The 19,439-nt window shown below is 66.3% G+C and carries 14 protein-coding genes; 8 read left to right on the top strand and 6 right to left on the bottom strand.

The window, feature by feature from the left end:
- Positions 1 to 2: 2 nt before the first annotated feature.
- Together trpD and AB3G45_RS16390 are read right to left on the bottom strand one after the other, a co-directional pair.
- On the bottom strand, positions 3 to 1,025 hold the full coding sequence (trpD, locus tag AB3G45_RS16395; RefSeq protein ID WP_367831584.1) for an anthranilate phosphoribosyltransferase: 1,023 nt from the start codon (positions 1,023 to 1,025) through the stop codon (positions 3 to 5).
- A 19-nt stretch (positions 1,026 to 1,044) separates the two neighbouring features.
- Complete coding sequence (locus AB3G45_RS16390) at positions 1,045 to 2,934, bottom strand: SurA N-terminal domain-containing protein (protein WP_367831583.1); 1,890 nt, start codon at positions 2,932 to 2,934, stop codon at positions 1,045 to 1,047.
- A 281-nt stretch (positions 2,935 to 3,215) separates the two neighbouring features.
- Here AB3G45_RS16390 and AB3G45_RS16385 point away from each other — a divergent pair, with 281 nt between their 5' ends.
- The 5 genes from AB3G45_RS16385 (at position 3,216) to AB3G45_RS16365 (ending at position 9,618) form a co-directional block, all read left to right on the top strand.
- Positions 3,216 to 4,865, top strand: coding sequence for a Na/Pi cotransporter family protein (locus tag AB3G45_RS16385; RefSeq protein ID WP_367831582.1), 1,650 nt, complete (start codon positions 3,216 to 3,218; stop codon positions 4,863 to 4,865).
- A gap of 107 nt (positions 4,866 to 4,972) precedes the next feature.
- Positions 4,973 to 6,346 (top strand): bifunctional UDP-N-acetylglucosamine diphosphorylase/glucosamine-1-phosphate N-acetyltransferase GlmU, encoded by a 1,374-nt coding sequence (gene glmU, locus AB3G45_RS16380; protein WP_367831581.1) that lies wholly within the window; start codon positions 4,973 to 4,975, stop codon positions 6,344 to 6,346.
- 113 nt (positions 6,347 to 6,459) lie between these two features.
- Entirely contained in the window at positions 6,460 to 8,286 is a 1,827-nt protein-coding gene (gene glmS, locus AB3G45_RS16375; protein ID WP_367831580.1) for a glutamine--fructose-6-phosphate transaminase (isomerizing), read from the top strand.
- The gene (locus AB3G45_RS16370) at positions 8,286 to 8,780 is read left to right on the top strand and encodes a GNAT family N-acetyltransferase (RefSeq protein ID WP_367833604.1); all 495 of its coding nucleotides are present in this window, start codon (positions 8,286 to 8,288) and stop codon (positions 8,778 to 8,780) included. The genes glmS and AB3G45_RS16370 overlap by 1 nt, the downstream gene beginning before the upstream one ends.
- A gap of 136 nt (positions 8,781 to 8,916) precedes the next feature.
- A complete protein-coding gene (locus AB3G45_RS16365; protein ID WP_367831579.1) occupies positions 8,917 to 9,618 on the top strand; it encodes a DUF502 domain-containing protein in 702 nt (233 codons plus the stop codon).
- A gap of 188 nt (positions 9,619 to 9,806) precedes the next feature.
- Here AB3G45_RS16365 and AB3G45_RS16360 read toward each other — a convergent pair whose 3' ends face one another.
- Both AB3G45_RS16360 and recG read right to left on the bottom strand, forming a co-directional pair.
- Entirely contained in the window at positions 9,807 to 10,022 is a 216-nt protein-coding gene (locus AB3G45_RS16360; RefSeq protein WP_367831578.1) for a hypothetical protein, read from the bottom strand.
- A gap of 76 nt (positions 10,023 to 10,098) precedes the next feature.
- Positions 10,099 to 12,204 carry an ATP-dependent DNA helicase RecG gene (gene recG / locus AB3G45_RS16355; protein WP_367831577.1) on the bottom strand — a complete coding sequence of 702 codons (2,106 nt, stop codon included), beginning with the start codon at positions 12,202 to 12,204 and terminating at the stop codon, positions 10,099 to 10,101.
- Between the two features lie 109 nt (positions 12,205 to 12,313).
- On the opposite strand from recG, the gene AB3G45_RS16350 reads away from it, so the two are divergent.
- The 3 genes from AB3G45_RS16350 to AB3G45_RS16340 are packed head-to-tail and all read left to right on the top strand — an operon-like array spanning position 12,314 to position 16,779.
- The gene (locus tag AB3G45_RS16350) at positions 12,314 to 12,622 is read left to right on the top strand and encodes a succinate dehydrogenase assembly factor 2 (RefSeq protein WP_367831576.1); all 309 of its coding nucleotides are present in this window, start codon (positions 12,314 to 12,316) and stop codon (positions 12,620 to 12,622) included.
- On the top strand, positions 12,619 to 16,125 hold the full coding sequence (mfd, locus tag AB3G45_RS16345; RefSeq protein WP_367831575.1) for a transcription-repair coupling factor: 3,507 nt from the start codon (positions 12,619 to 12,621) through the stop codon (positions 16,123 to 16,125). The genes AB3G45_RS16350 and mfd overlap by 4 nt, the downstream gene beginning before the upstream one ends.
- 15 nt (positions 16,126 to 16,140) lie before the next feature.
- Positions 16,141 to 16,779 (top strand): glutathione S-transferase family protein, encoded by a 639-nt coding sequence (locus AB3G45_RS16340; protein ID WP_367833603.1) that lies wholly within the window; start codon positions 16,141 to 16,143, stop codon positions 16,777 to 16,779.
- Positions 16,780 to 16,801: 22 nt separating this feature from the next.
- Here the strand turns inward: AB3G45_RS16340 and AB3G45_RS16335 are convergent, their stop codons facing one another.
- Together AB3G45_RS16335 and AB3G45_RS16330 are read right to left on the bottom strand one after the other, a co-directional pair.
- Entirely contained in the window at positions 16,802 to 17,473 is a 672-nt protein-coding gene (locus AB3G45_RS16335; RefSeq protein WP_367831574.1) for a DsbA family oxidoreductase, read from the bottom strand.
- Between the two features lie 158 nt (positions 17,474 to 17,631).
- Complete coding sequence (locus tag AB3G45_RS16330) at positions 17,632 to 19,434, bottom strand: extracellular solute-binding protein (protein ID WP_367833602.1); 1,803 nt, start codon at positions 19,432 to 19,434, stop codon at positions 17,632 to 17,634.
- Positions 19,435 to 19,439: the final 5 nt, after the last annotated feature.

Genomic DNA, 19,439 nt, shown 5'->3' with positions numbered 1-19,439 from the left:
TCCTACTCCGCCTGGCCTTCGTTGGAAACTGCGACAAGGCGTTCCAGCGCGGTGCGGGCGCGGCCGCTTTCCAGCGCTTCGGTGGCGAGACGCATGCCGTCCTTCAAAGTTTCCGCCCTGCCGGCGACGACCAGCGAGGCGGCGGCATTGGCCAGCGAAATGTCCCGGTAGGGCATGTGCGCGCCGCCGAGCACGGAGAGGAGGGCGGCCGCGTTGTGCGCGCCGTCGCCGCCGCGCAGGTCGTCGAGCGTCACCTGGGGCAGGCCGAAATCGGCGGGCGTCAGCTCGAAGGTGCGAATCCTACCATCCTCCAGCGCGGCGACCTTCGTCGTGCCCGTCGTGGTGATCTCGTCGAGGCCTTCGCCATGCACCACCCAGATGCTTTCCGAGCCGAGGTCGCGCATCACCTCGGCGATCGGCAGCAGCCAGTGCGGCGAGAAGACGCCGAGCAACTGGCGCTTGACGCTGCCGGGATTGGAAAGGGGGCCGAGCAGGTTGAAGATCGTGCGCGTGCCGAGTTCGACGCGCGACGGGCCGACATGCTTCATGGCGGGATGGTGAAGCTGGGCGAACATGAAGCCGAGGCCGGCGTCGTGCACGCAGCGCGCGATCTCCGCGGGGCCGATATCCAGCTTGACGCCGAGGCAGGACAGCGCGTCCGCCGTGCCCGATTTGGAGCTCAGCGCCCGGTTGCCGTGCTTTGCGACCGGAACGCCGGCGCCCGCGACGATGATCGCCGCGAGCGTCGAGATGTTGTAGGTGCCCGCGCCGTCGCCGCCCGTGCCGACGATGTCGACCGCGTCGGCGGGAACAGCGACCGGCAGCATGCGGGCGCGCATCGAGCCGACGGCGCCGTAGATCTCGTCGACGGTCTCGCCGCGCACGCGCAGCGCCATCAGGAAGCCGCCGATCTGCGAGGGCGTGGCGGCGCCGGACATGATGATCTCGAAGGCGCCGCGGGCGTCGTCGCGGTCCAGCGTGCCGCCGCCGGCGACCTTGGCGATATAGGGTTTCAGGTCGGACATGCGGTTCCCGTCTCCCTTCCTATCGGGCGATGCTCTGCTCGGCGAGCGTGCGGTTGATCGAAACGCCGTAAGAGGTCTGCAGGGCGCTCACCATCTGATCGAGGATGTCGTCGCCGCTGGCGCGGGCAACGGCGGCGATCTGCTGCTCGTCGCCGGAAAGCGCGTCGGTGGCGGCCTCGGCGTTCACCTCGGTCACCTTCAAGAGGATCTGGCCTTCGCCATCGACGCCGGGCGTGTTGGCGACGTGGCCGACGGGACCGGCAAAGGCGGCGGCGACGGCCGCCGGGCTCAGCACGGGATCCTGGGCGCCGCGGTTGAGGCCCGCCTTGTTCTCGACGGCCATGCCGAGTTCACCGGCAATGGCTGCGATATCGCCGCCCTTGCGCACGCGCTCGGCCAGTTCCTCGGCCTTCCTGGCCAGCGTCTGGCGCTGCTGCTCGGCGGTCCAGTCGGCGACAACGCGCTCGCGCACCTCGTCGAGCGTGCGGTCACGGTCCGGGATCACGTCGAGCACTTCGAACCAGGCATAGCCCTCGCGGCCGACATTGATCGGCTGCGTTTCCGTGCCGACATCCGTCTTGAAGATCTCGCCGAGAAGGGCGGCCCTTTCGGGCAGGCCGTCGATCTCCTCGCCCTTCTGGTCGTTGCCCTGGGCGTCGATCGCATCGATCGTCACGGCCTTCAGGTTGTTGTTGGCGGCGGCTTCCGCAAGGCCGAAACCCTCGGCGCGGGCATCCTCCAGCCGGTCGTGCACGGCGAGGATGCCGTCGGCGGCCTCGCTCAGCGCCAGCTCGTTGCGCAGCTCCTCCTTCACCTCGACGAAGGTCTTGACGTTTTCCGGGCGGATGTTCGTCACGCGCAGGATGATCGGGCCGAAGGTGCCGTCGATGACCGGCGTCGTGCCGCCGTTTTCAGCGACGGCGAAGGCGGGCTCTGCGAACTTCTGGTCCGGCACGTTCGCCTGCGTGAAATCGCCGAGCAGCACGTCGGCGGCCGTCTTGCCCTGTTCGGCGACGATCGCGTCGAAGGTCGTGCCGGAGGCGAGCTTGGCGGCGGCGGCGTCCGCGCTGGCGCGGTCGGCGAAGGTCAGCTGCTCGATCGTGCGGGTGGCCGGCGTACGGTACTTTTCCTTGCTCTTGTCATAGTCGGCCTGAAGCGCCTCGTCGGTGATCGCGGCCGTGTCGACGATGTCCTTCGGCTCCAGCGAGACATAGACGACCTTGCGGTATTCCGGTGCGCGGTACTTGGCCTTGTTCTCCTCGAACCAGGGGGCGAGCACGTCGTCGCCCGGCGCCTTGACCGGGTCGATATTGGCGTTGCTGAGGATGAGATAATCGATGGTGCGCGCTTCGTTGCGATACTGGCGCAGCGCCGCCGTCAGCACGTCGGGCGCCTTGTAGCCGTCGGACACCGCCTCGACGACCTGGGCGCGGACGGCCACCTGGCTGCGGTTGTTGATGTAGTCGTTCTCCCTGAGGCCCGCATTGCGCAGCACGGAGGAGAAGATCATGCGGTCGAACTGGCCGTTGACGCCGCGGAAGGCCGGGTCGTCGGCGATCAACTGGGCAAGGCGGCCCTCGGAAAGGCCGAGATTCATGTCGCGCGAGAGCTGGTCGAGCGCGGCGCCGGCCACGAGTTCGGCGAAAACCTGATTCTCGATGCCGAAGGCGCGGGCCTGCTCGGCGTTCAGCCGCATGCCGAAGCGCTGCGACATGGTGGCGACCTGGCGCTCGTAGGCAAGGCGGAAGTCCGTCGGCGAAACGCTGACGTCGCCGACCGTGATCACGGAATTGGCCGTGCCGTTGACGAGAGAACTCGAAACGCCCCAGACAGCGAAGGAACCGACCAGAACGATCAGCAGGGCTTTTGCCACCCAGGTCTGGGAGGCGCGTCTCAGGGCTTCGAGCATCGTCTAAATTTCCTCAATCTCGGCGGCCGTGCGGCCGGAAACCGTCTCTTAACGGAAAGTTCGCGGGAATTGAAGTCCGCCGGGTGCTTGCAATGCGCGGGAAATCCGGTGCCGGCGCAAATGTGTCAACGAGCAGCGATTTATTTTGCCGGCAAACAAACACTTTTTGAAATTATTGACGGAATACCGCCAAAATGGCCTATCACGATGGAAAACTTCGTGCTCGGATACTCGATCGGGCCGGTGAGTCCCGTTTTCACCGGTAAGGAAGGGGCAAAAGCGTGGACTCCACGATTGTCATGATCAATCTTTTCGGCGCGGTCGCGCTGCTGCTCTTCGGCCTTGCGCAGGTGAAGGACGGCATGACGCGCGCCTTTGGCGTGCGGCTGCGCTCGGGCCTGGCGCTCGGCACGCGCGGGCCGTTCCGCTCCTTCTTCGCCGGCTTCATCGCCACCGTCGCGCTGCAGAGCTCGACGGCGACGGCGCTGATGATCGCCTCCTTCGTCGAGCGCAACCTCGTCAGGGCGCGCATGGCGCAGATCGTGCTGCTCGGCGCCAATGTCGGCACGGCCGTCACGGCCTGGCTGGTGGCGACGGGCATCGAATCGGTTTCCCCGCTCATCATCCTGATCGGCATCGTCTTCTATAAATCCAGCAGTTCCACGGCCCGGCAGGGCCTCGGCTCGGCGCTGGTCGGCATCGGCCTCATGCTCCTGTCGCTGCATCTCCTCAGCCTTGCGACCGAGCCGATGCGCCAGTCGCCGGCGCTCGGCGCCTTCCTGACGCTGCTCGACGGCGCCTGGCCGGTGGCGCTCGCCTTCTCCACGGTCCTCGCCATCATTTCGTCCTCCAGCCTTGCGGTCGTCGTGCTCATCATCTCGCTGACCGCGATGGGCATCCTGTCGCCGGCGCTGACCGTCATCCTCGTGCTCGGCGCCAATCTCGGCGGCGCCGTGCCGCCGGTCATCGCCACCATGAAGGCGGCGGCCTCGGCCCGGCGCGTCACGCTCGGCAACCTCATCGTGCGCGGGGTCGGCTGCCTTGCCGTCCTGCCCTTTGCCGGACATGTCGCCGACCTCCTGGCCCTCCTGCCGCTCCCGGCGGCAAAACTCCCCGTCGACGTGCACCTGGCGTTCAACCTTGTCGTGGCGTTGGTCCTCTGGCCGTTCTCCGGCCCGCTTTCCAGGCTGATGGAAAAGCTCGTGCCGGAGGAGAAGCAGTCGGAGACGGGGCCGAAATATCTCGACGATGCCGCGCTTTCGAACCCCGTCGTGGCGCTTTCCGGCGCCACGCGCGAGGTGCTGCGCGTCGGCGACATCATCGAATCCATGCTGATCGGCACCATGCGGGCCTTCAACGACAACAACCTGACGCCGCTGAAGGACGTGGTCGAACTGGAGCGGCAGGTCGATGCCTTGCAGCAGGAGGTGAAGATCTACCTCTCGCGCCTCGGCCGGCAGGGCATCACCGGCGAAAGCGCCGCCCGCTCCATCGTCATCATCGACTATGCGATCAACCTCGAACATATCGGCGACATCATCGAGAAGGGCCTGCAGGAGCAGGTGCGCAAGAAGATCGCGGGCGGCCTGAAATTCTCCGACGACGGCTACAAGGAGCTCGCCAACCTCTTCAACCTGACGATCGAGAACCTGCGCATCGCCCAGACGATCTTCGTGACGCGGGACGCCGGGCTCGCCCGCCAGCTCGTCGAGGTGAAGGTGGATGTGCGGCGCATGGAGAAACAGTCGTCCGAACGCCACCTGGCGCGCCTGCGCGACGGGCGGCTCGACAGTCTCCAGACGAGTTCGCTGCATCTCGACATGCTGCGCGACCTCAAGCGCGTCAACGCCCATCTCGTCTCGGTCGCCTATCCGATCCTCGACGAGAGCGGGCTTCTGACGGAAAGCCGCCTGCGCAGCAGCGCCGGCTGAAACGGGGGCGGGCGGGACGCGCCCGCCGGCCTTTGAGAAATCCCTTTGTCTCCGCCGCTCCGTTTTTGCTATGGAACGGCGTCGATTTCGGGTGAACGAGGATTCCCATGACTGCAACGAAGCGCACCTGCCTGGCCGTCATCCTGGCTGCCGGCGAAAGCACGCGGATGAAATCCTCCCGTTCGAAGGTGCTGCATCCCGTCGCCGGCCGGCCGATGATCGGCCATGTGGTCGATGCGCTGGCGTGCGCCGGCATTGCCGATATCGCGCTGGTGCTCGGCCGCGACGCGGACAGGGTCGAGGCGGCGGCGCAGAACCCCGCGGTCACCAGTTCCGTGCATATCCAGACCGAGCGGCTCGGCACCGCCCATGCCGTGCTGGCCGCCCGCGAGGCGATCGCGAAGGGCTATGACGACGTGCTCGTCATCTTCGGCGACACGCCGCTCGTCACCGAGACGCCGCTGGCGGCCGCCCGGGCGGGCCTTGCCGGCGGCGCGGACGTCGTCGTCATCGGTTTCGAGACGGCGGACTCGACCGGCTACGGCCGGCTGATCGTGGAGAACGGCGCACTGCTGGCGATCCGCGAGGAGAAGGACGCGAGCGCGGCCGAGCGCGCCATCACCTATTGCAACGGCGGCCTGATGGCGATCGACGGGCGCAAGGCGCTCGACCTCATCGGCCGGATCGGCAATGCCAATGCCAAGGGCGAATATTACCTCACCGACATCGTCGAGGTGGTGCGCGCGGCAGGCGGCCGGGCGATTGCCGTCGAGGCCCCCGAGGAAGAGCTGACCGGCTGCAACACGCGCGCCGAACTTGCGGTTATCGAGCGGCTCTGGCAGCAGCGCCGCCGCCACCGGATGATGCTCGACGGCGTGTCGATGATCGCGCCGGAGACCGTGTTCCTCGCCTATGACACGAAGATCGCGCCAGATGTGACCATCGAGCCGAACGTCTTCTTCGGACCCGGCGTCACCGTGGAAAGCGGCGCGCTCATCCATTCCTTCTCGCATATCGAGGGGGCGCATATCGCCGAGGATGCCGAGATCGGCCCCTATGCCCGCCTTCGGCCGGGCGCCAATCTCGGCCCGCATTCCAAGGTCGGAAATTTCTGCGAGGTGAAGAAGGCGGAGATCGGCGCGGGCGCCAAGGTCAACCACCTTACCTATATCGGTGACGCCATCATCGGCGAAAAGACGAATATCGGCGCGGGCACCATTACGTGTAACTATGATGGCATCAACAAGCACCTGACCCGCATCGGCGGCCACGCCTTCATCGGCTCCAACACGTCGCTCGTCGCCCCCGTTTCGATCGGCGACGGCGCCTATGTCGCCTCCGGCAGCGTCATCACCGTGGATGTGCCGGACGATGCCGTCGCCTTCGGCCGGGCCCGGCAGGAGAACAAGGAGGGCAGGGCCGTCCTCATCCGCGAGCGCAACCAGGCGATCAAGGCCGCGAAGAAGAAGGCCGCCGAATAGTCGCTGCCCGCGTTAACGCTTGCAATCGAAAGTGAGTACCGTCGTGTTGCACCGCGGCGGAAAACCTCTACGAAACGAAGGCAATAGAACGAAGCGAACCTGCGGAGCGGGCCATGTGCGGAATTGTCGGTATCGTCGGAAACCAGCCGGTCGCGGATCGTCTTGTCGATGCCCTGAGGCGCCTTGAATATCGCGGCTACGATTCGGCCGGCGTCGCCACCATTGTTGACGGCAAGCTGGTGCGCCGCCGCGCCGAAGGCAAGCTCTTCAACCTCGAAAAGCGCCTCGCAGAGGAGCCGCTCGCCGGCACGACCGGCATCGCCCACACGCGCTGGGCGACGCACGGCGCGCCGACGGAGACCAATGCCCATCCGCATTTCGTCGATGGCGTCGCCGTCGTGCACAACGGCATCATCGAGAATTTTTCCGAGCTGAAGGACGAGCTTGCCGCGGGCGGTGCGACCTTCGCCACGCAGACCGACACGGAAGTCGTCGCCCAGCTCGTCGCGAAATACCGCCGCGAGGGCCTCGGCCGGCGCGAGGCGATGCATGCCATGCTGCGCCGCGTCACCGGCGCTTATGCGCTTGCCGTCATCTTCGAGGACGACCCGTCGACCATCATGGCCGCGCGCAGCGGCCCGCCGCTCGCCATCGGCCATGGCCGCGGCGAGATGTTCCTGGGCTCGGATGCCATCGCACTCGCCCCCTTCACCAGCGAGATCACCTATCTCGTCGACGGCGACTGGGCGGTGCTCGGCCGCGACGGCGCCTTCGTCTTCGATATTGACGGCAACCGCGTCGAGCGGCCGCGCCAGGTCTCGTCCGCCGCCGCCTATCTCGTCGACAAGGGCAACCATCGGCATTTCATGGAAAAGGAGATCCATGAGCAGCCGGAAGCGATCTCGCACGCGCTCAGCCATTATGTCGATTTCCTCGGTCATAGGGTGCGGCCGGTCGCCTCGGGAATCGACTTCGCCACCGTGCCGAGCCTTGCCATCTCCGCCTGCGGCACCGCCTATCTCGCCGGCCTCATCGGCAAATACTGGTTCGAGCGCTATGCCCGCCTGCCGGTCGAGATCGATGTCGCCTCGGAATTCCGCTACCGGGAGATCCCCTTGAACCCGGCCTCGGCCGCGCTCTTCATCTCGCAATCCGGCGAGACGGCCGACACGCTCGCCTCGCTGCGCTACTGCAAGGAGAACGGGCTGAAGATCGGCGCGGTCGTCAACACGAAGGAATCGACGATCGCCCGCGAATCGGACGCCGTCTTCCCGATCCTCGCCGGCCCGGAGATCGGCGTCGCTTCCACCAAGGCCTTCACCTGCCAGCTCGCCGTGCTGGCCGCGCTCGCCGTCGGCGCGGGCCGGGCGCGCGGCACGATCAGCGCGGCGGAAGAAAAGGCGCTGGTGCGCAATCTCGTCGAGATGCCGCGCATCATGGCCGGCGTGCTCAACACGATCCAGCCGTCGATCGAGCAGCTTTCGCGCGATCTCTCCAGGTGCAAGGACGTGCTCTATCTCGGCCGCGGCACCAGCTATCCGCTGGCCATGGAAGGCGCGCTGAAGCTCAAGGAGATCTCCTATATCCATGCCGAGGGCTATGCCGCGGGCGAACTGAAGCACGGGCCCATCGCGCTGATCGACGAGAACATGCCGGTCATCGTCATCGCCCCGCACGACCGCTTCTTCGAGAAGACCGTCTCGAACATGCAGGAAGTGGCCGCGCGCGGCGGGCGGATCATCTTCATCACCGACGAGAAGGGCGCCGCCGCCTCGAAACTTGAAACCATGGCGACGATCGTGCTGCCGAATGTCGACGAGATCATAGCGCCGATGATCTATTCGCTGCCGATCCAGCTTCTCGCCTACCACACGGCCGTCTTCATGGGCACCGATGTCGACCAGCCGCGCAACCTCGCCAAGTCCGTGACCGTCGAATGATCTTTCTGCGCCCGGAACGGCCCGGTGATGGGGACGCCATCCGCGCGCTGACGGAAACGGCCTTCAGGACCGCGCCGCATGCCGACGGCACCGAGCACATCATCATCGACCGGCTGCGCGCGGCCGGCGCCCTGACGCTCTCGCTGGTGGTGGAGGCGGACGGCGTGATCGTCGGCCATGTCGCCTTCTCGCCGGTCACGGTCTCCGACGGCAGCGCGGGCTGGTACGGGCTGGGCCCGATTTCCGTCGATCCGGCCCGACAGGGCGAGGGCATCGGCGGCAGGCTCATCGGGGAGGGGCTGCAACGCCTCAGGGCCCTCGGCGCGACGGGCTGCGTGCTGCTCGGCGACCCCGCCTACTACACCCGGTTCGGCTTTGCCGCCGATCCGAAGCTGGTGCTCGACGGCGTGCCGCCGGAGTATTTCATGCGTGTGGCGTTTTCTCCGGTTTACGGCGAGGGAACCGTTTCCTATCATCCGGCTTTCTACGGCTGAGTGTCTTCCCGCGCTCGCTGGAGCATTTCCGCTTTTCCTCGAATCGCGAAAACGCTCTATCCATATGTTTTTCGCATTTCCGGATGCAGAACCGCTGCACACTTATGCTGGAAATGCGCCAGGTGCTGGATACCCGATGACCGACCTCGTCCCGAGACCGTCGCTTGCCATGCGGCTGCGCAACAATTTCCTGACCGGCCTCGTCATCTGCGCGCCGATCGCCATCACCATCTGGCTGACCTGGACCTTCATCCGCTGGGCCGACAGCTGGGTAAAGCCCTATATTCCCGCGCAGTACAATCCGGAGAGCTATCTCCAGTTCGCCATTCCCGGCTTCGGCCTCCTGACGGCGCTGGTGCTGATCACGCTCGTCGGCTTCCTGGGAAAAAACCTCATCGGCCGCACCATCGTGGAGTTCGGCGACGGGCTGTTCAACCGCACGCCGCTGGTGCGCACGGTGCACAAGAGCCTGAAGCAGATCTTCGAGACGGTGCTGAAGGACAAGGGCACCTCGTTCAACAAGGCGGCGATGATCGAATATCCGAGCCCGGGCCTGTGGGCGATCGTCTTCGTGGCGACGGATGCGCGCGGCGAGATCGCGACGAAATTCCGCTCCATGGGCAAGGACATGGTCGCCTGCTTCCTGCCGCCGACGCCCTTTCCGACGGCCGGGTGGCTTGTCTATGTGCCGCGCGAAAAACTGGTGCCGCTCGATATGAGCGCGGAAGACGCCGCCAAGCTCATCATCTCCGTCGGCCTCGTCACGCCGCCGGAAAAGACGTTGCAGCTCGTCGAGAGCGAAGAGCAGCGCAAGGCGAAGGGCAAGAAGAAGGGCTGAGGGAGGCTTCCAGCGGTCGTTTGCCGAGCCCTCTCCCATCCTTCACGTCATCCTCGGGCTTGACCCGAGGATCCATGCCGCGAGTGCCGTGTGGATCCTCGGGTCAAGCCCGAGGATGACGGAGGAGAGGTTTGTAAACCTTGCCGGCATTTTGGACCGCCCGCAAAAAATGGGGCGGTTCCAACGGCTTATTCGGTTACAGTCGCGTCTTTCTGTTCTTCCAGGATGATCTTGCCTTCTTCCGCCGGCAGGCGGGACTGCTTTTCGGTTGTGTTGACGCTTGCCGTGGTGATCGTCCTGTCGACGTCGGCCTCGGCCGAGCCCTTGGTGTGCCAGGCGCAATCCGCAAGGGCGGCGGATGCCGAAAGGCCAAACGTTGCTGCGACTACGAGAACTGTCTTCATGGCATTTCTCCTTCTTCGCTGATGCGGCCAGCAGTATGCCTTCACGCGCCCTCTCGGCGAAATCACGATTTTGTGGTCATCCCGCACGCAGGAACCGGATCGCCTCGTCGCGGCGGTAGAGATAGAGCAGGGTGCGGATCGCTTCGCCGCGTTCGCTCGTCAGGTCCGCGTCGCGCTCCAGCACATAGGCGGCGTCCTTGCGGGCGATTTCGAGAAGGTCGCCATGGGCTTCGAGGCTGGCCACCAGGAAGCCGGGCGTGCCGGACTGGCGGGTGCCCAGAAGCTCGCCTTCGCCGCGCAGCTTCAAATCCTCCTCGGCGATGCGGAAACCGTCCTCCGTCTCGCGCAGGATCGAAAGCCGCGCCCGGCCGTTCTCGCTGAGCGGCCCCTTGTAGAGGAGGATGCAGCTCGACGCCTCCGCGCCGCGCCCGACGCGGCCGCGCAACTGGTGGAGCTGGGCAAGGCCGAAGCGCTCGGCATGCTCGATCACCATGATGGAGGCATCCGGCACGTCGACGCCGACCTCCACCACGGTCGTCGCCACCAGAAGTCGCGTCTCGCCGGTCTTGAAGGCCTGCATGGCGGCGTCCTTCTCCGGCCCGCTCATCCGTCCGTGCACGAGCCCGGCCGCCTCGCCGAAGACGCTGGCAAGCGTTGCATGCCGCTCCTCGACGGACATCAGTTCGCTCTCTTCCGTCTCCTCCACCAGCGGGCAGATCCAGTAGGCCTTCTTGCCCTCGGCAAGCGCCGTGCGCAGGCGCTCGACGATATCGCCGAGGCGCTCCTGCGGCATGACGACCGTCTGGATCGGCTTGCGGCCGGCGGGCTTCTCCGTGAGCTTCGACACGTCCATGTCGCCGAAGGCGGCGAGCACCAGCGTGCGCGGGATGGGTGTCGCCGTCATCACCAGCATGTGCGGCGAGATGCCCTTGGCCGTCAGCCGCAGCCGCTGGTGCACGCCGAAACGGTGCTGCTCGTCCACCACGGCAAGCACGAGGTCCCTGTAGGCGACATTGTCCTGGAATAGCGCATGGGTGCCGATGACGATCTGTGTCTCGCCGGAGGCGATGCGTTCGAGGATCGCGTCGCGCTCGCGGCCCTTGGTGCGGCCGGTCAGGACGTCGATGGTGACGCCCGCGGGCGCCGCCATGCGCGAAAGCGTCGAAAAATGCTGGCGCGCCAAAATTTCCGTCGGCGCCATCAGCACGGCCTGGCCGCCCGATTCGACGGCCGCCAGCATCGCCATCAGCGCCACCGCCGTCTTGCCCGCGCCGACATCGCCCTGGAGGAGCCGAAGCATGCGCTGCTCGCCCGCCATGTCCGTCAGCACTTCGGCGATCGCCGCCTGCTGGCTGCCCGTAAGCGAGAAGGGCAGGGCGACGATGACCGGGCGGCTCAGCGCCCCGGTCGCGATCACCGGCCGCCCGGCGACCTTGCGCAGGCGCTGGCGCACCAAAGCGAGCGAGATCTGCCCCGCCAGGAACTCGTCATAGGCGAGCCGGCGGCGGGCGGGTGCCTGCGGATCGAGATCCGTCTCGTCGCGCGGATCGTGCAGGCGGTGGATGGCGTCGAAGGCGGAGGCAAAACCCTGTCGCTGCAGCAAGGTCGGCTCGATCCATTCCGGCAGGTGCGGCACGCGCGCGACGGCCGCCTCCACCGACTTGCGCAGCACGCGCGCGGTAAGGCCGGCGGTAAGGCCGTGCACGGGCTCGACCAGCGGCACCGTGTCCGCCTCGCCGAGCCGCGCCATATAGTCCGGATGCACCATGGAAGGGCGGCCGTTGAACCAGTCGACCTTGCCGCTCACCACCACCGTCTCGTCGATCGGCAGGGCCTTTTCCAGCCAGTTGCCCTTGACGCGGAAGAAGGTCAGCGCCAGTTCCCCGGTCTCGTCATGCAGGAAGACGCGGTAGGGCTGGCTCGATTTGCCGGGCGGTGGCGGCTGGTGGCGGTCGACGCGGCCGGTGACGGTGACGATCACGCCCTGCGGCGCATGCGCGATGCCCGGCTGGTTGCGCCGGTCGACGATCGAGTGCGGAAAATGGAAGACGAGGTCGATGACCCGGCAGTCCTCGATGCTCTCCTGGCCGAGCAGGCGCGCGAAGAGATCGCCGAGCTTCGGGCCGATGCCGGGAAGCGAGGAGAGGGGAGCGAAGAGCGGATCGAGCAATGCAGGTCTCATGGCGGCCAAAATCGCCGGACCGGGACGCTTTGGCAAGGCTGACAAGCGGCTTTTGCCGGTCTATAGAAACGCGGAATTACATCTCCGTGAAAGAAAAGCGAGCACGATCATGACGGGAACGACCCGCTCCAGCGCCGAGATCGACCCGCGCCGCAAGCGCATCCTCTTCCGCTGCTGGCATCGCGGCATCCGCGAGATGGACCTGGTGCTTGGCGGCTTCGCCGATGCCGAGATCGATACGCTTTCCGAGATCGAGCTCGACGAGCTGGAGCGCATCATGGCTGAGGAGGACAACGACCTCATCAAGTGGGTGACGGGCGAAAAGCCGGTGCCCGACGCGTTCCGCGACGGCCTCTTCCCGCGCATCGCCGCCTATCGCCCCGATTTCTCGCCGCTCTTCAAAGACGACCGCCCATGATCCCCGGTTTTTCCCCCGAACGCATTGCGGCCGCCGGCCGGCCGTTGACCATCGGCGCCGTGCCGTCCGGCGTCGAGCCGCTGATCCTCGCCGAGCTTGCCCGCACCGGCGGCCCGCTCGCCTATGTGCTGTCGGACGGCCAGCGCATCTCCGATCTCGAACAGATGCTCGGCTTCGTCGCGCCCGACATTCCGGTCCTGACCCTGCCGGGCTGGGACTGTTTGCCCTATGACCGCGTTTCGCCGAGCGCGGAAGTCTCCGCACGGCGCCTGTCGGCGCTTTCCGCGCTGATCGCCCACCAGAAGAAGCCGCATGCGGCCATCGTGCTCGTCACCGTCAACGCTATGCTGCAGAAGACGGCGCCGCGCGACGTCATCGAAGGCCTTGCCTTCTCCGCCCGCCCCGGCAACCAGGTGCGCATGGACGACATTGCCGCCCGGCTGGAGCGTAATGGCTTCGAGCGCGTGGCGACGGTGCGCGAGGTTGGCGAATATGCCGTTCGCGGCGGCATCCTGGACGTCTTCGTACCCGGCAGCCTTGAGCCGGTGCGCCTCGATTTCTTCGGCGACACGCTGGAGAGCATCCGCTCCTTCGATCCCGCCAGCCAGCGCACGACCGGCCAGGCGCGCTCCCTCGACCTCAACCCGATGAGCGAGGTGACGCTGACGCCGGAGACGATCTCGCATTTCCGAAAACACTACCTCTCCTCCTTCGGCGCGGCCACGCGCGACGACGCGCTCTACCAGGCCGTTTCCGAGGGGCGGCGCTATGCCGGCATGGAGCATTGGCTGCCGCTGTTCTACGACGGCCTCGAAACCGCCTTCGACTATCTCGCCGGCTTCCGTATCGTCACGGACCATACGGTGCGGGAGGCGGCCGTTGAGCGCTCCCGCCTCGTGCGCGACTATTATGACGCCCGCGTGGCGTCCGCGACGCCCGGCAAGGGCCAGGTGACGCAGGCGACGCCCTACAAGCCGGTGCCGCCGGGCCTCCTCTATCTCGACGCGGAACGCTTCGCCCGCGACCTCGACGAGCGCGCCGCCATCCGCCTCTCGCCCTTCAACGAGCACGAGGGCGAGGCGCGGCATGTCGAGACCGTCGCCGCGCGGCCCGGCATGCGCTGGGCGCGGCCTTCCGGCAGCGAGGATGCCGACAGCGCCCGCGTCAACGTCTTCGACCAGGCGGTCAAGCACATCGCCGACAAGCGCGCCTCCGGCGCAAAAGTGCTGGTGACGGGCTGGTCGGAAGGCTCGCTCGACCGCCTCCTGCAGGTGCTGGCCGAACACGGTCTCGGCAATGTCGTGCCGGTCGGGAAATTCTCCGATCTGCGCAAGCTGAAGCCGGGCGAGGCGGGTTCGGCCGTGCTCAGCCTCGAAAGCGGCTTCGAGGCCGGCGACGTCGTCGTCATCGGCGAGCAGGATATTCTGGGCGACCGCATGGTGCGGCGCTCGAAGCGGCGCAAGCGCGGCGCCGATTTTATCACCGAGGTCGCCGGCCTCGACGAGGGCTCGATCGTCGTCCACGCCGAGCACGGCATCGGCCGCTTCGTCGGCCTCAGAACCATCGAGGCCGCCGGCGCGCCGCATGCCTGCCTCGAACTCGTCTATGCGGACGAGGCGAAACTCTTCCTGCCGGTGGAAAACATCGACCTGCTCTCGCGCTACGGCGGCGAGGGCACGGATGCGCTGCTCGACAAGCTCGGCGGCGTCGCCTGGCAGGCGCGCAAGGCCAAGCTGAAGAAGCGCCTGCTCGACATGGCCGGCGGGCTCATCCAGATCGCCGCCGCCCGTCTCGTGCGCCATGCGCCGGTGCTCGTCTCGACGGAGGGCGTCTACGACGAGTTCGCCGCCCGCTTCCCCTATGACGAGACCGACGACCAGGCGAACGCCATCGATGCCGTGCGCGAGGACCTTGGCGCCGGCCGGCCGATGGATCGGCTCGTGTGCGGCGACGTCGGCTTCGGCAAGACCGAGGTGGCGCTGCGCGCCGCCTTCATCGCGGCGATGAACGGCGTGCAGGTCGCCGTCGTCGTGCCGACGACGCTGCTCGCCCGCCAGCATTTCAAGACCTTCTCCGATCGATTCCGCGGCCTGCCCATCCGCGTGCAGCAGGCCTCCCGCCTCGTCGGCTCCAAGGAACTGGCGCTGACCAAGAAGGAATTGTCCGAGGGCAAGACGGATATCGTCGTCGGCACCCATGCGCTGCTCGGAGGTTCCATCAAATTCGCCAATCTCGGCCTCCTGATCATCGACGAGGAGCAGCATTTCGGCGTGAAGCACAAGGAGCGGCTGAAGGAGCTGAAGAGCGACGTGCACGTCCTCACGCTCTCGGCGACGCCCATCCCGCGCACCCTGCAGCTCGCCATGACGGGCGTGCGCGAACTCTCGCTCATCACTACGCCGCCGGTCGACCGCATGGCGGTGCGCACCTTCATCTCGCCCTTCGACCCATTGGTCATCCGCGAGACCTTGATGCGCGAACACTATCGCGGCGGCCAGAGTTTTTACGTCTGCCCGCGCGTCAGCGACTTATCGGAAATTCACGACTTCCTGCGCCAGGATGTGCCGGAGCTGAAGGTTGCCGTCGCGCACGGCCAGATGCCGGCGACCGAACTCGAAGACATCATGAACGCCTTCTACGAGGGCCGCTACGACGTGCTGCTCTCGACGACCATCGTCGAATCCGGCCTCGACGTGCCGACGGCGAACACGATGATCATCCACCGCGCCGACATGTTCGGCCTCGCCCAGCTCTACCAGCTGCGCGGCCGCGTCGGCCGGTCGAAGGTGCGCGCCTTCGCGCTTCTGACGCTGCCGGTCAACCGCACGCTGACGGGCACGGCCGAACGGCGCCTGAAGGTGCTGCAATCGCTCGACACGCTCGGCGCGGGCTTCCAGCTCGCCAGCCACGACCTCGATATCCGCGGCGCCGGCAATCTGCTCGGCGAGGAACAGTCCGGCCATATCAAGGAGGTCGGCTTCGAGCTTTACCAGCAGATGCTCGAAGAGGCCGTCGCCGAGATCAAGGGCGACGAGGAGGTCACGGACACCGGCTGGTCGCCGCAGATCTCCGTCGGCACCCCTGTCATGATCCCCGACGACTACGTGCCGGACCTGCACCTGCGCCTCGGCCTCTACCGCCGCCTCGGCGAGATCACCGAACTCGGCGATATCGATGCCTTCGGCGCCGAACTCATCGACCGCTTCGGCCCGTTGCCGATCGAGGTGCAGCACCTGCTCAAGATCGTCTACATCAAGTCGCTCTGCCGGATGGCCAATGTCGAGAAACTCGATGCGGGGCCAAAGGGTGTCGTGGTGCAGTTCCGCCACAAGGAATTCCCCAACCCGGCGGCTTTGGTCGGCTACATCGCCAAGCAGGGTACGCTGGTAAAAATCCGGGCGGACCAGAGCCTGTTCCTCTCCCGCGACTACCCAACGCCGGAAAAGCGCCTGACGGGCGCGGCGCAGGTGATGACGCAGCTTGCGGGGCTGGCGAAGCAATAGGTGCGTGGCGCCCGGATGGGAGGGAGGATGAAGATGTCTGCCGTCACCGTCTACGGCGCCGCCTACAGCGTCTATGTCCGTATCGTGCGGATCGCCCTTCACGAAAAGGGCGTGCCCTACGATCTCGTGCCGGTCGATGTGTTCGCCGAGGACGGATTGCCGACGGGCTACCGGGCAAGGCATCCCTTCGGTCGCATTCCCGCCTTCGACCATGACGGATTCTGCCTCTACGAGACGAGTGCCATTACCCGCTATGTGGACGAGGCCTTTACCGGCCCGACGCTCCAGCCGCGCGGCGTGCGTGAGCGGGCGCGGATGAACCAGATCATCGCCATGTTGGACAACTATGCCTATCGGCCGATGGTGTGGGACGTCTATGTCCAGCGCACGGAGAAGAGGTCCGCGGACGAGGAACTTGTCGCCACGGGACTTGAAAAGACGCGCACCTTCCTTGCGGCGCTCTCGATCCTGCTCGGTGGGGGGAACTGGCTGGGGGGAGCGGCGCCATCGCTCGCCGATTTTCACGCCGCACCGATGTTCGCCCTGTTCGAAAGAGCACCGGAAGGGGCCGCGCTCGTTACGGAATTTCCGGAAATCCTGGCCTGGTGGGAGCAGGTCAAGGCCCGCCCCTCCTTCATGGCCACCGGAGCGTGAGGCCGGGGGGCAAGGTTGCCCCTCAGTTCTTCCCGACGCGCTCCTGCGCCTTCAGGGCCGCGATCTCGCGGAATGCGTTGGCCAGCACGTCGACCGACTGTGCGCCCATCACGGCATATTTGTTGTCGATGATGAAGCAGGGCACGCCCGTCACGCCCATGTCGCGGGCCATGCCGATCTCCTCCTTGACCGAATCGACGTCCGCGCCGGCCGAGAAGAGGGCGGTGACGACGGCCCGGTCCATGCCGCAGGCTTCGGCGATGTCGAGCAGGACGGCGCGGTCGCCGACATTGCGGCCGTCCTCGAAATAGGCCTTGAAGAGGGCGACCGCGGCGCGGTGCTGCACCTCGGGCCCTTCGATCATCGCCCAGCGCAGGAGGCGGTGGGCATCGAGCGTGTTCGGGCTGATCTTCACCGCGGGAAAGTCGAAATCGATGCCGGCTTCCCGGCCGAGGCCGGCCAGCATCTCATGGGCGCGCGTGACGGCCTCCTCGCCGCCGAGCTTCTCGGCAAGGTGCTTCTTGTGGTCGACGCCGTCCGCCGGCATGTCGGGATTGAGCTGGTAGGGGCGGAACGTCACGGCGACCGCAAGGTCCTCCTTGACGGCTTCGATCGCCTGGTCGAGCCGCTTCTTGCCGAGGTAGCACCAGGGGCAGACGACATCGGAGACGACATCGATCGTTATGGCTTCCATCCGGGTTTCCTTTCAAGCGCCGGACAATCCCGGCCGCCGCACGGCCACGTCTGGAGGGCTGCGCGACAGTGTCACATCTTACCGCCGAGATAGGCCGGCTAGCCGCGGCTTTCAACAGGTTACCTGGAGGTAACCCCAATTCTGGGGATGGCCTCTTTTCATTGCGCCTTTTCATCCCACCAGGCCGGAAGCTGGAACCCCCAGAGCGGCGTCGTCTGCGGCCGGCCGATGTGCTTGTTGCGCGCGATCCATTGCTCGCCGAGATGATAGAGCGGCACGATATAGTTGCCGGACAGCAGCATCCTGTCCTGGGCCCTGACGGCCGAGCGAAAATCCTCCGCCGTGCGGGCGGACAGGATGGCGGCCATGACGCGGTCGAGGTCGGGATCGGCGACGCCGGCGAAGCTCTCGCTGCCTTCCGCGTCGCGGGCCCGCGATCCCCAGCGCCGCACCTGTTCGAGGCCAGGCGACAGGGACGAGAGGAAGGCCTTCATGATGACGTCGTAGTCGAAGGTCTGGCTGCGGCTCTGGTACTGCGAATCGTCGACGGTCCTGAGGGTGATATGGATGCCGAGCGCGGCGAGGAAGCGCTGGTAGGCGAGGGCGAGTTTTTCCTGGTCGGCGTTCTGCGTCATGATCTCGAAGGCGAGCGGCGTGCCCGACGCATCGACCATCCGGCCGTCCTTGATGGAATAGCCGGCATTCTTGAAGTGGTTCATCGCCTCGCGCAGCACCTTGCGGTCGCGGCCCGAGCCGTCGGTCACCGGCAGGCGGTAAGTGCCGTCGAGGATGGCCGGATCGATCCGGTTCACGGCCTCGCCGAGGATTTCGCGCTCGCGCGCATCGACCGGCGCGTTCATCGACGACAGTTCGGTGTTCTGCCAGAAGCTTTCCGTGCGCGTATAGGCGTTCTCGAACAGGGTGCGGTTGACCCATTCGAAATCGAAGGCATAGAGCAGCGCCTTGCGCAACTCCGTGTTCTGGAAGACCGGTCGCCGCGTGTTGAAGACGAAGCCGAACATGACCGGCGGCAGCTTCGACTTGACGGCATCCTTGATGACCGTGCCGGACTGGACCGCGGGGAAATCGTAGCCGCGCGCCCATTTCGTCGGGTTGCCTTCCTGGTAGACGTCGATCGCCCCCTTCTTGAAGGCCTCGAACAGCGAATTGTCCTGCAGGAAATACTCCACCGAGATCTCGTCGTAATTGTCGAAGCCGATCTTCGAGGGAATGTCCTTGCCCCAGTAGTTCGGATCGCGCTCGTAGACGATGCGCTCGCCGGGCTTCACGGCCTTGACCTTGTAGGGGCCGGAGCCGAGCGGGAAGGCGAGCGACGACCGGTCGAAGCTCTCCACGTCCGTCGCGTGCTTCGGCAGGATCGGCGACAGCGCGATGAGGAGCGGCGCCTCGCGGTCGCCCTTCTCGTTGAAGGTGAAGCGGACGCTGTGCGCGCCGGTCTTCTCCAGTTTCCCCACGCTGTTCAGGCGCAGGCTGAAGGGCGCGCGGCCCTTGTCGCGCATCAGCTCGAAGGTGAAGATGACGTCCTCGGGCGTCACGGGCTTTCCGTCCGCCCAGCGCGCCTTCGGATTGAGATGGAATTCGACGAAGCTGCGGTCGTCGTCCCATTCCACGCTTTCGGCGAGAAGGCCGTACATGGTGAAGGCCTCGTCGCGCGAGCGCGCCATCAGCGATTCGTAGACGAGATTGCCGAATTCCGGGTCCCACATGCCGCGCGCCGTGGTGCGCATGCTTTTCAGGATGAAGGGGTTGAGGCTGTCGAAGGTGCCGACGACGCCGTAGGAGATGCGCCCGCCCTTCTTCACGTCCGGATCGACATAGCTGAAATGCTTGTAGTCCGCCGGCAGGGCCGGCTCGCCGTGCATGGCGATGCCGTGAACCGGGGCGGCATGGGCGAAGCTGGCGGGCAAGGCGAGAAGGCAGGCGGCAAAGGCCGTAAGCAAGGGGC

The organism is Shinella sp. S4-D37 (genome assembly GCF_040812195.1).
In the GTDB taxonomy this organism is placed as follows: domain Bacteria; phylum Pseudomonadota; class Alphaproteobacteria; order Rhizobiales; family Rhizobiaceae; genus Shinella.
Note: the sequence above shows the minus strand (reverse complement) of the source record. Positions and strands in the feature narration are given on the sequence as shown.

Coding starts and splice junctions, on each gene's coding strand:
- trpD (WP_367831584.1), bottom strand. CDS start 1,025: ATGTCCGACCTGAAACCCTATATCGCCAAGGTCGCCGGCGGCGGCACG.
- AB3G45_RS16390 (WP_367831583.1), bottom strand. CDS start 2,934: ATGCTCGAAGCCCTGAGACGCGCCTCCCAGACCTGGGTGGCAAAAGCC.
- glmU (WP_367831581.1), top strand. CDS start 4,973: ATGACTGCAACGAAGCGCACCTGCCTGGCCGTCATCCTGGCTGCCGGC.
- glmS (WP_367831580.1), top strand. CDS start 6,460: ATGTGCGGAATTGTCGGTATCGTCGGAAACCAGCCGGTCGCGGATCGT.
- AB3G45_RS16365 (WP_367831579.1), top strand. CDS start 8,917: ATGACCGACCTCGTCCCGAGACCGTCGCTTGCCATGCGGCTGCGCAAC.
- AB3G45_RS16360 (WP_367831578.1), bottom strand. CDS start 10,022: ATGAAGACAGTTCTCGTAGTCGCAGCAACGTTTGGCCTTTCGGCATCC.
- recG (WP_367831577.1), bottom strand. CDS start 12,204: ATGAGACCTGCATTGCTCGATCCGCTCTTCGCTCCCCTCTCCTCGCTT.
- AB3G45_RS16350 (WP_367831576.1), top strand. CDS start 12,314: ATGACGGGAACGACCCGCTCCAGCGCCGAGATCGACCCGCGCCGCAAG.
- mfd (WP_367831575.1), top strand. CDS start 12,619: ATGATCCCCGGTTTTTCCCCCGAACGCATTGCGGCCGCCGGCCGGCCG.
- AB3G45_RS16340 (WP_367833603.1), top strand. CDS start 16,141: ATGGGAGGGAGGATGAAGATGTCTGCCGTCACCGTCTACGGCGCCGCC.
- AB3G45_RS16335 (WP_367831574.1), bottom strand. CDS start 17,473: ATGGAAGCCATAACGATCGATGTCGTCTCCGATGTCGTCTGCCCCTGG.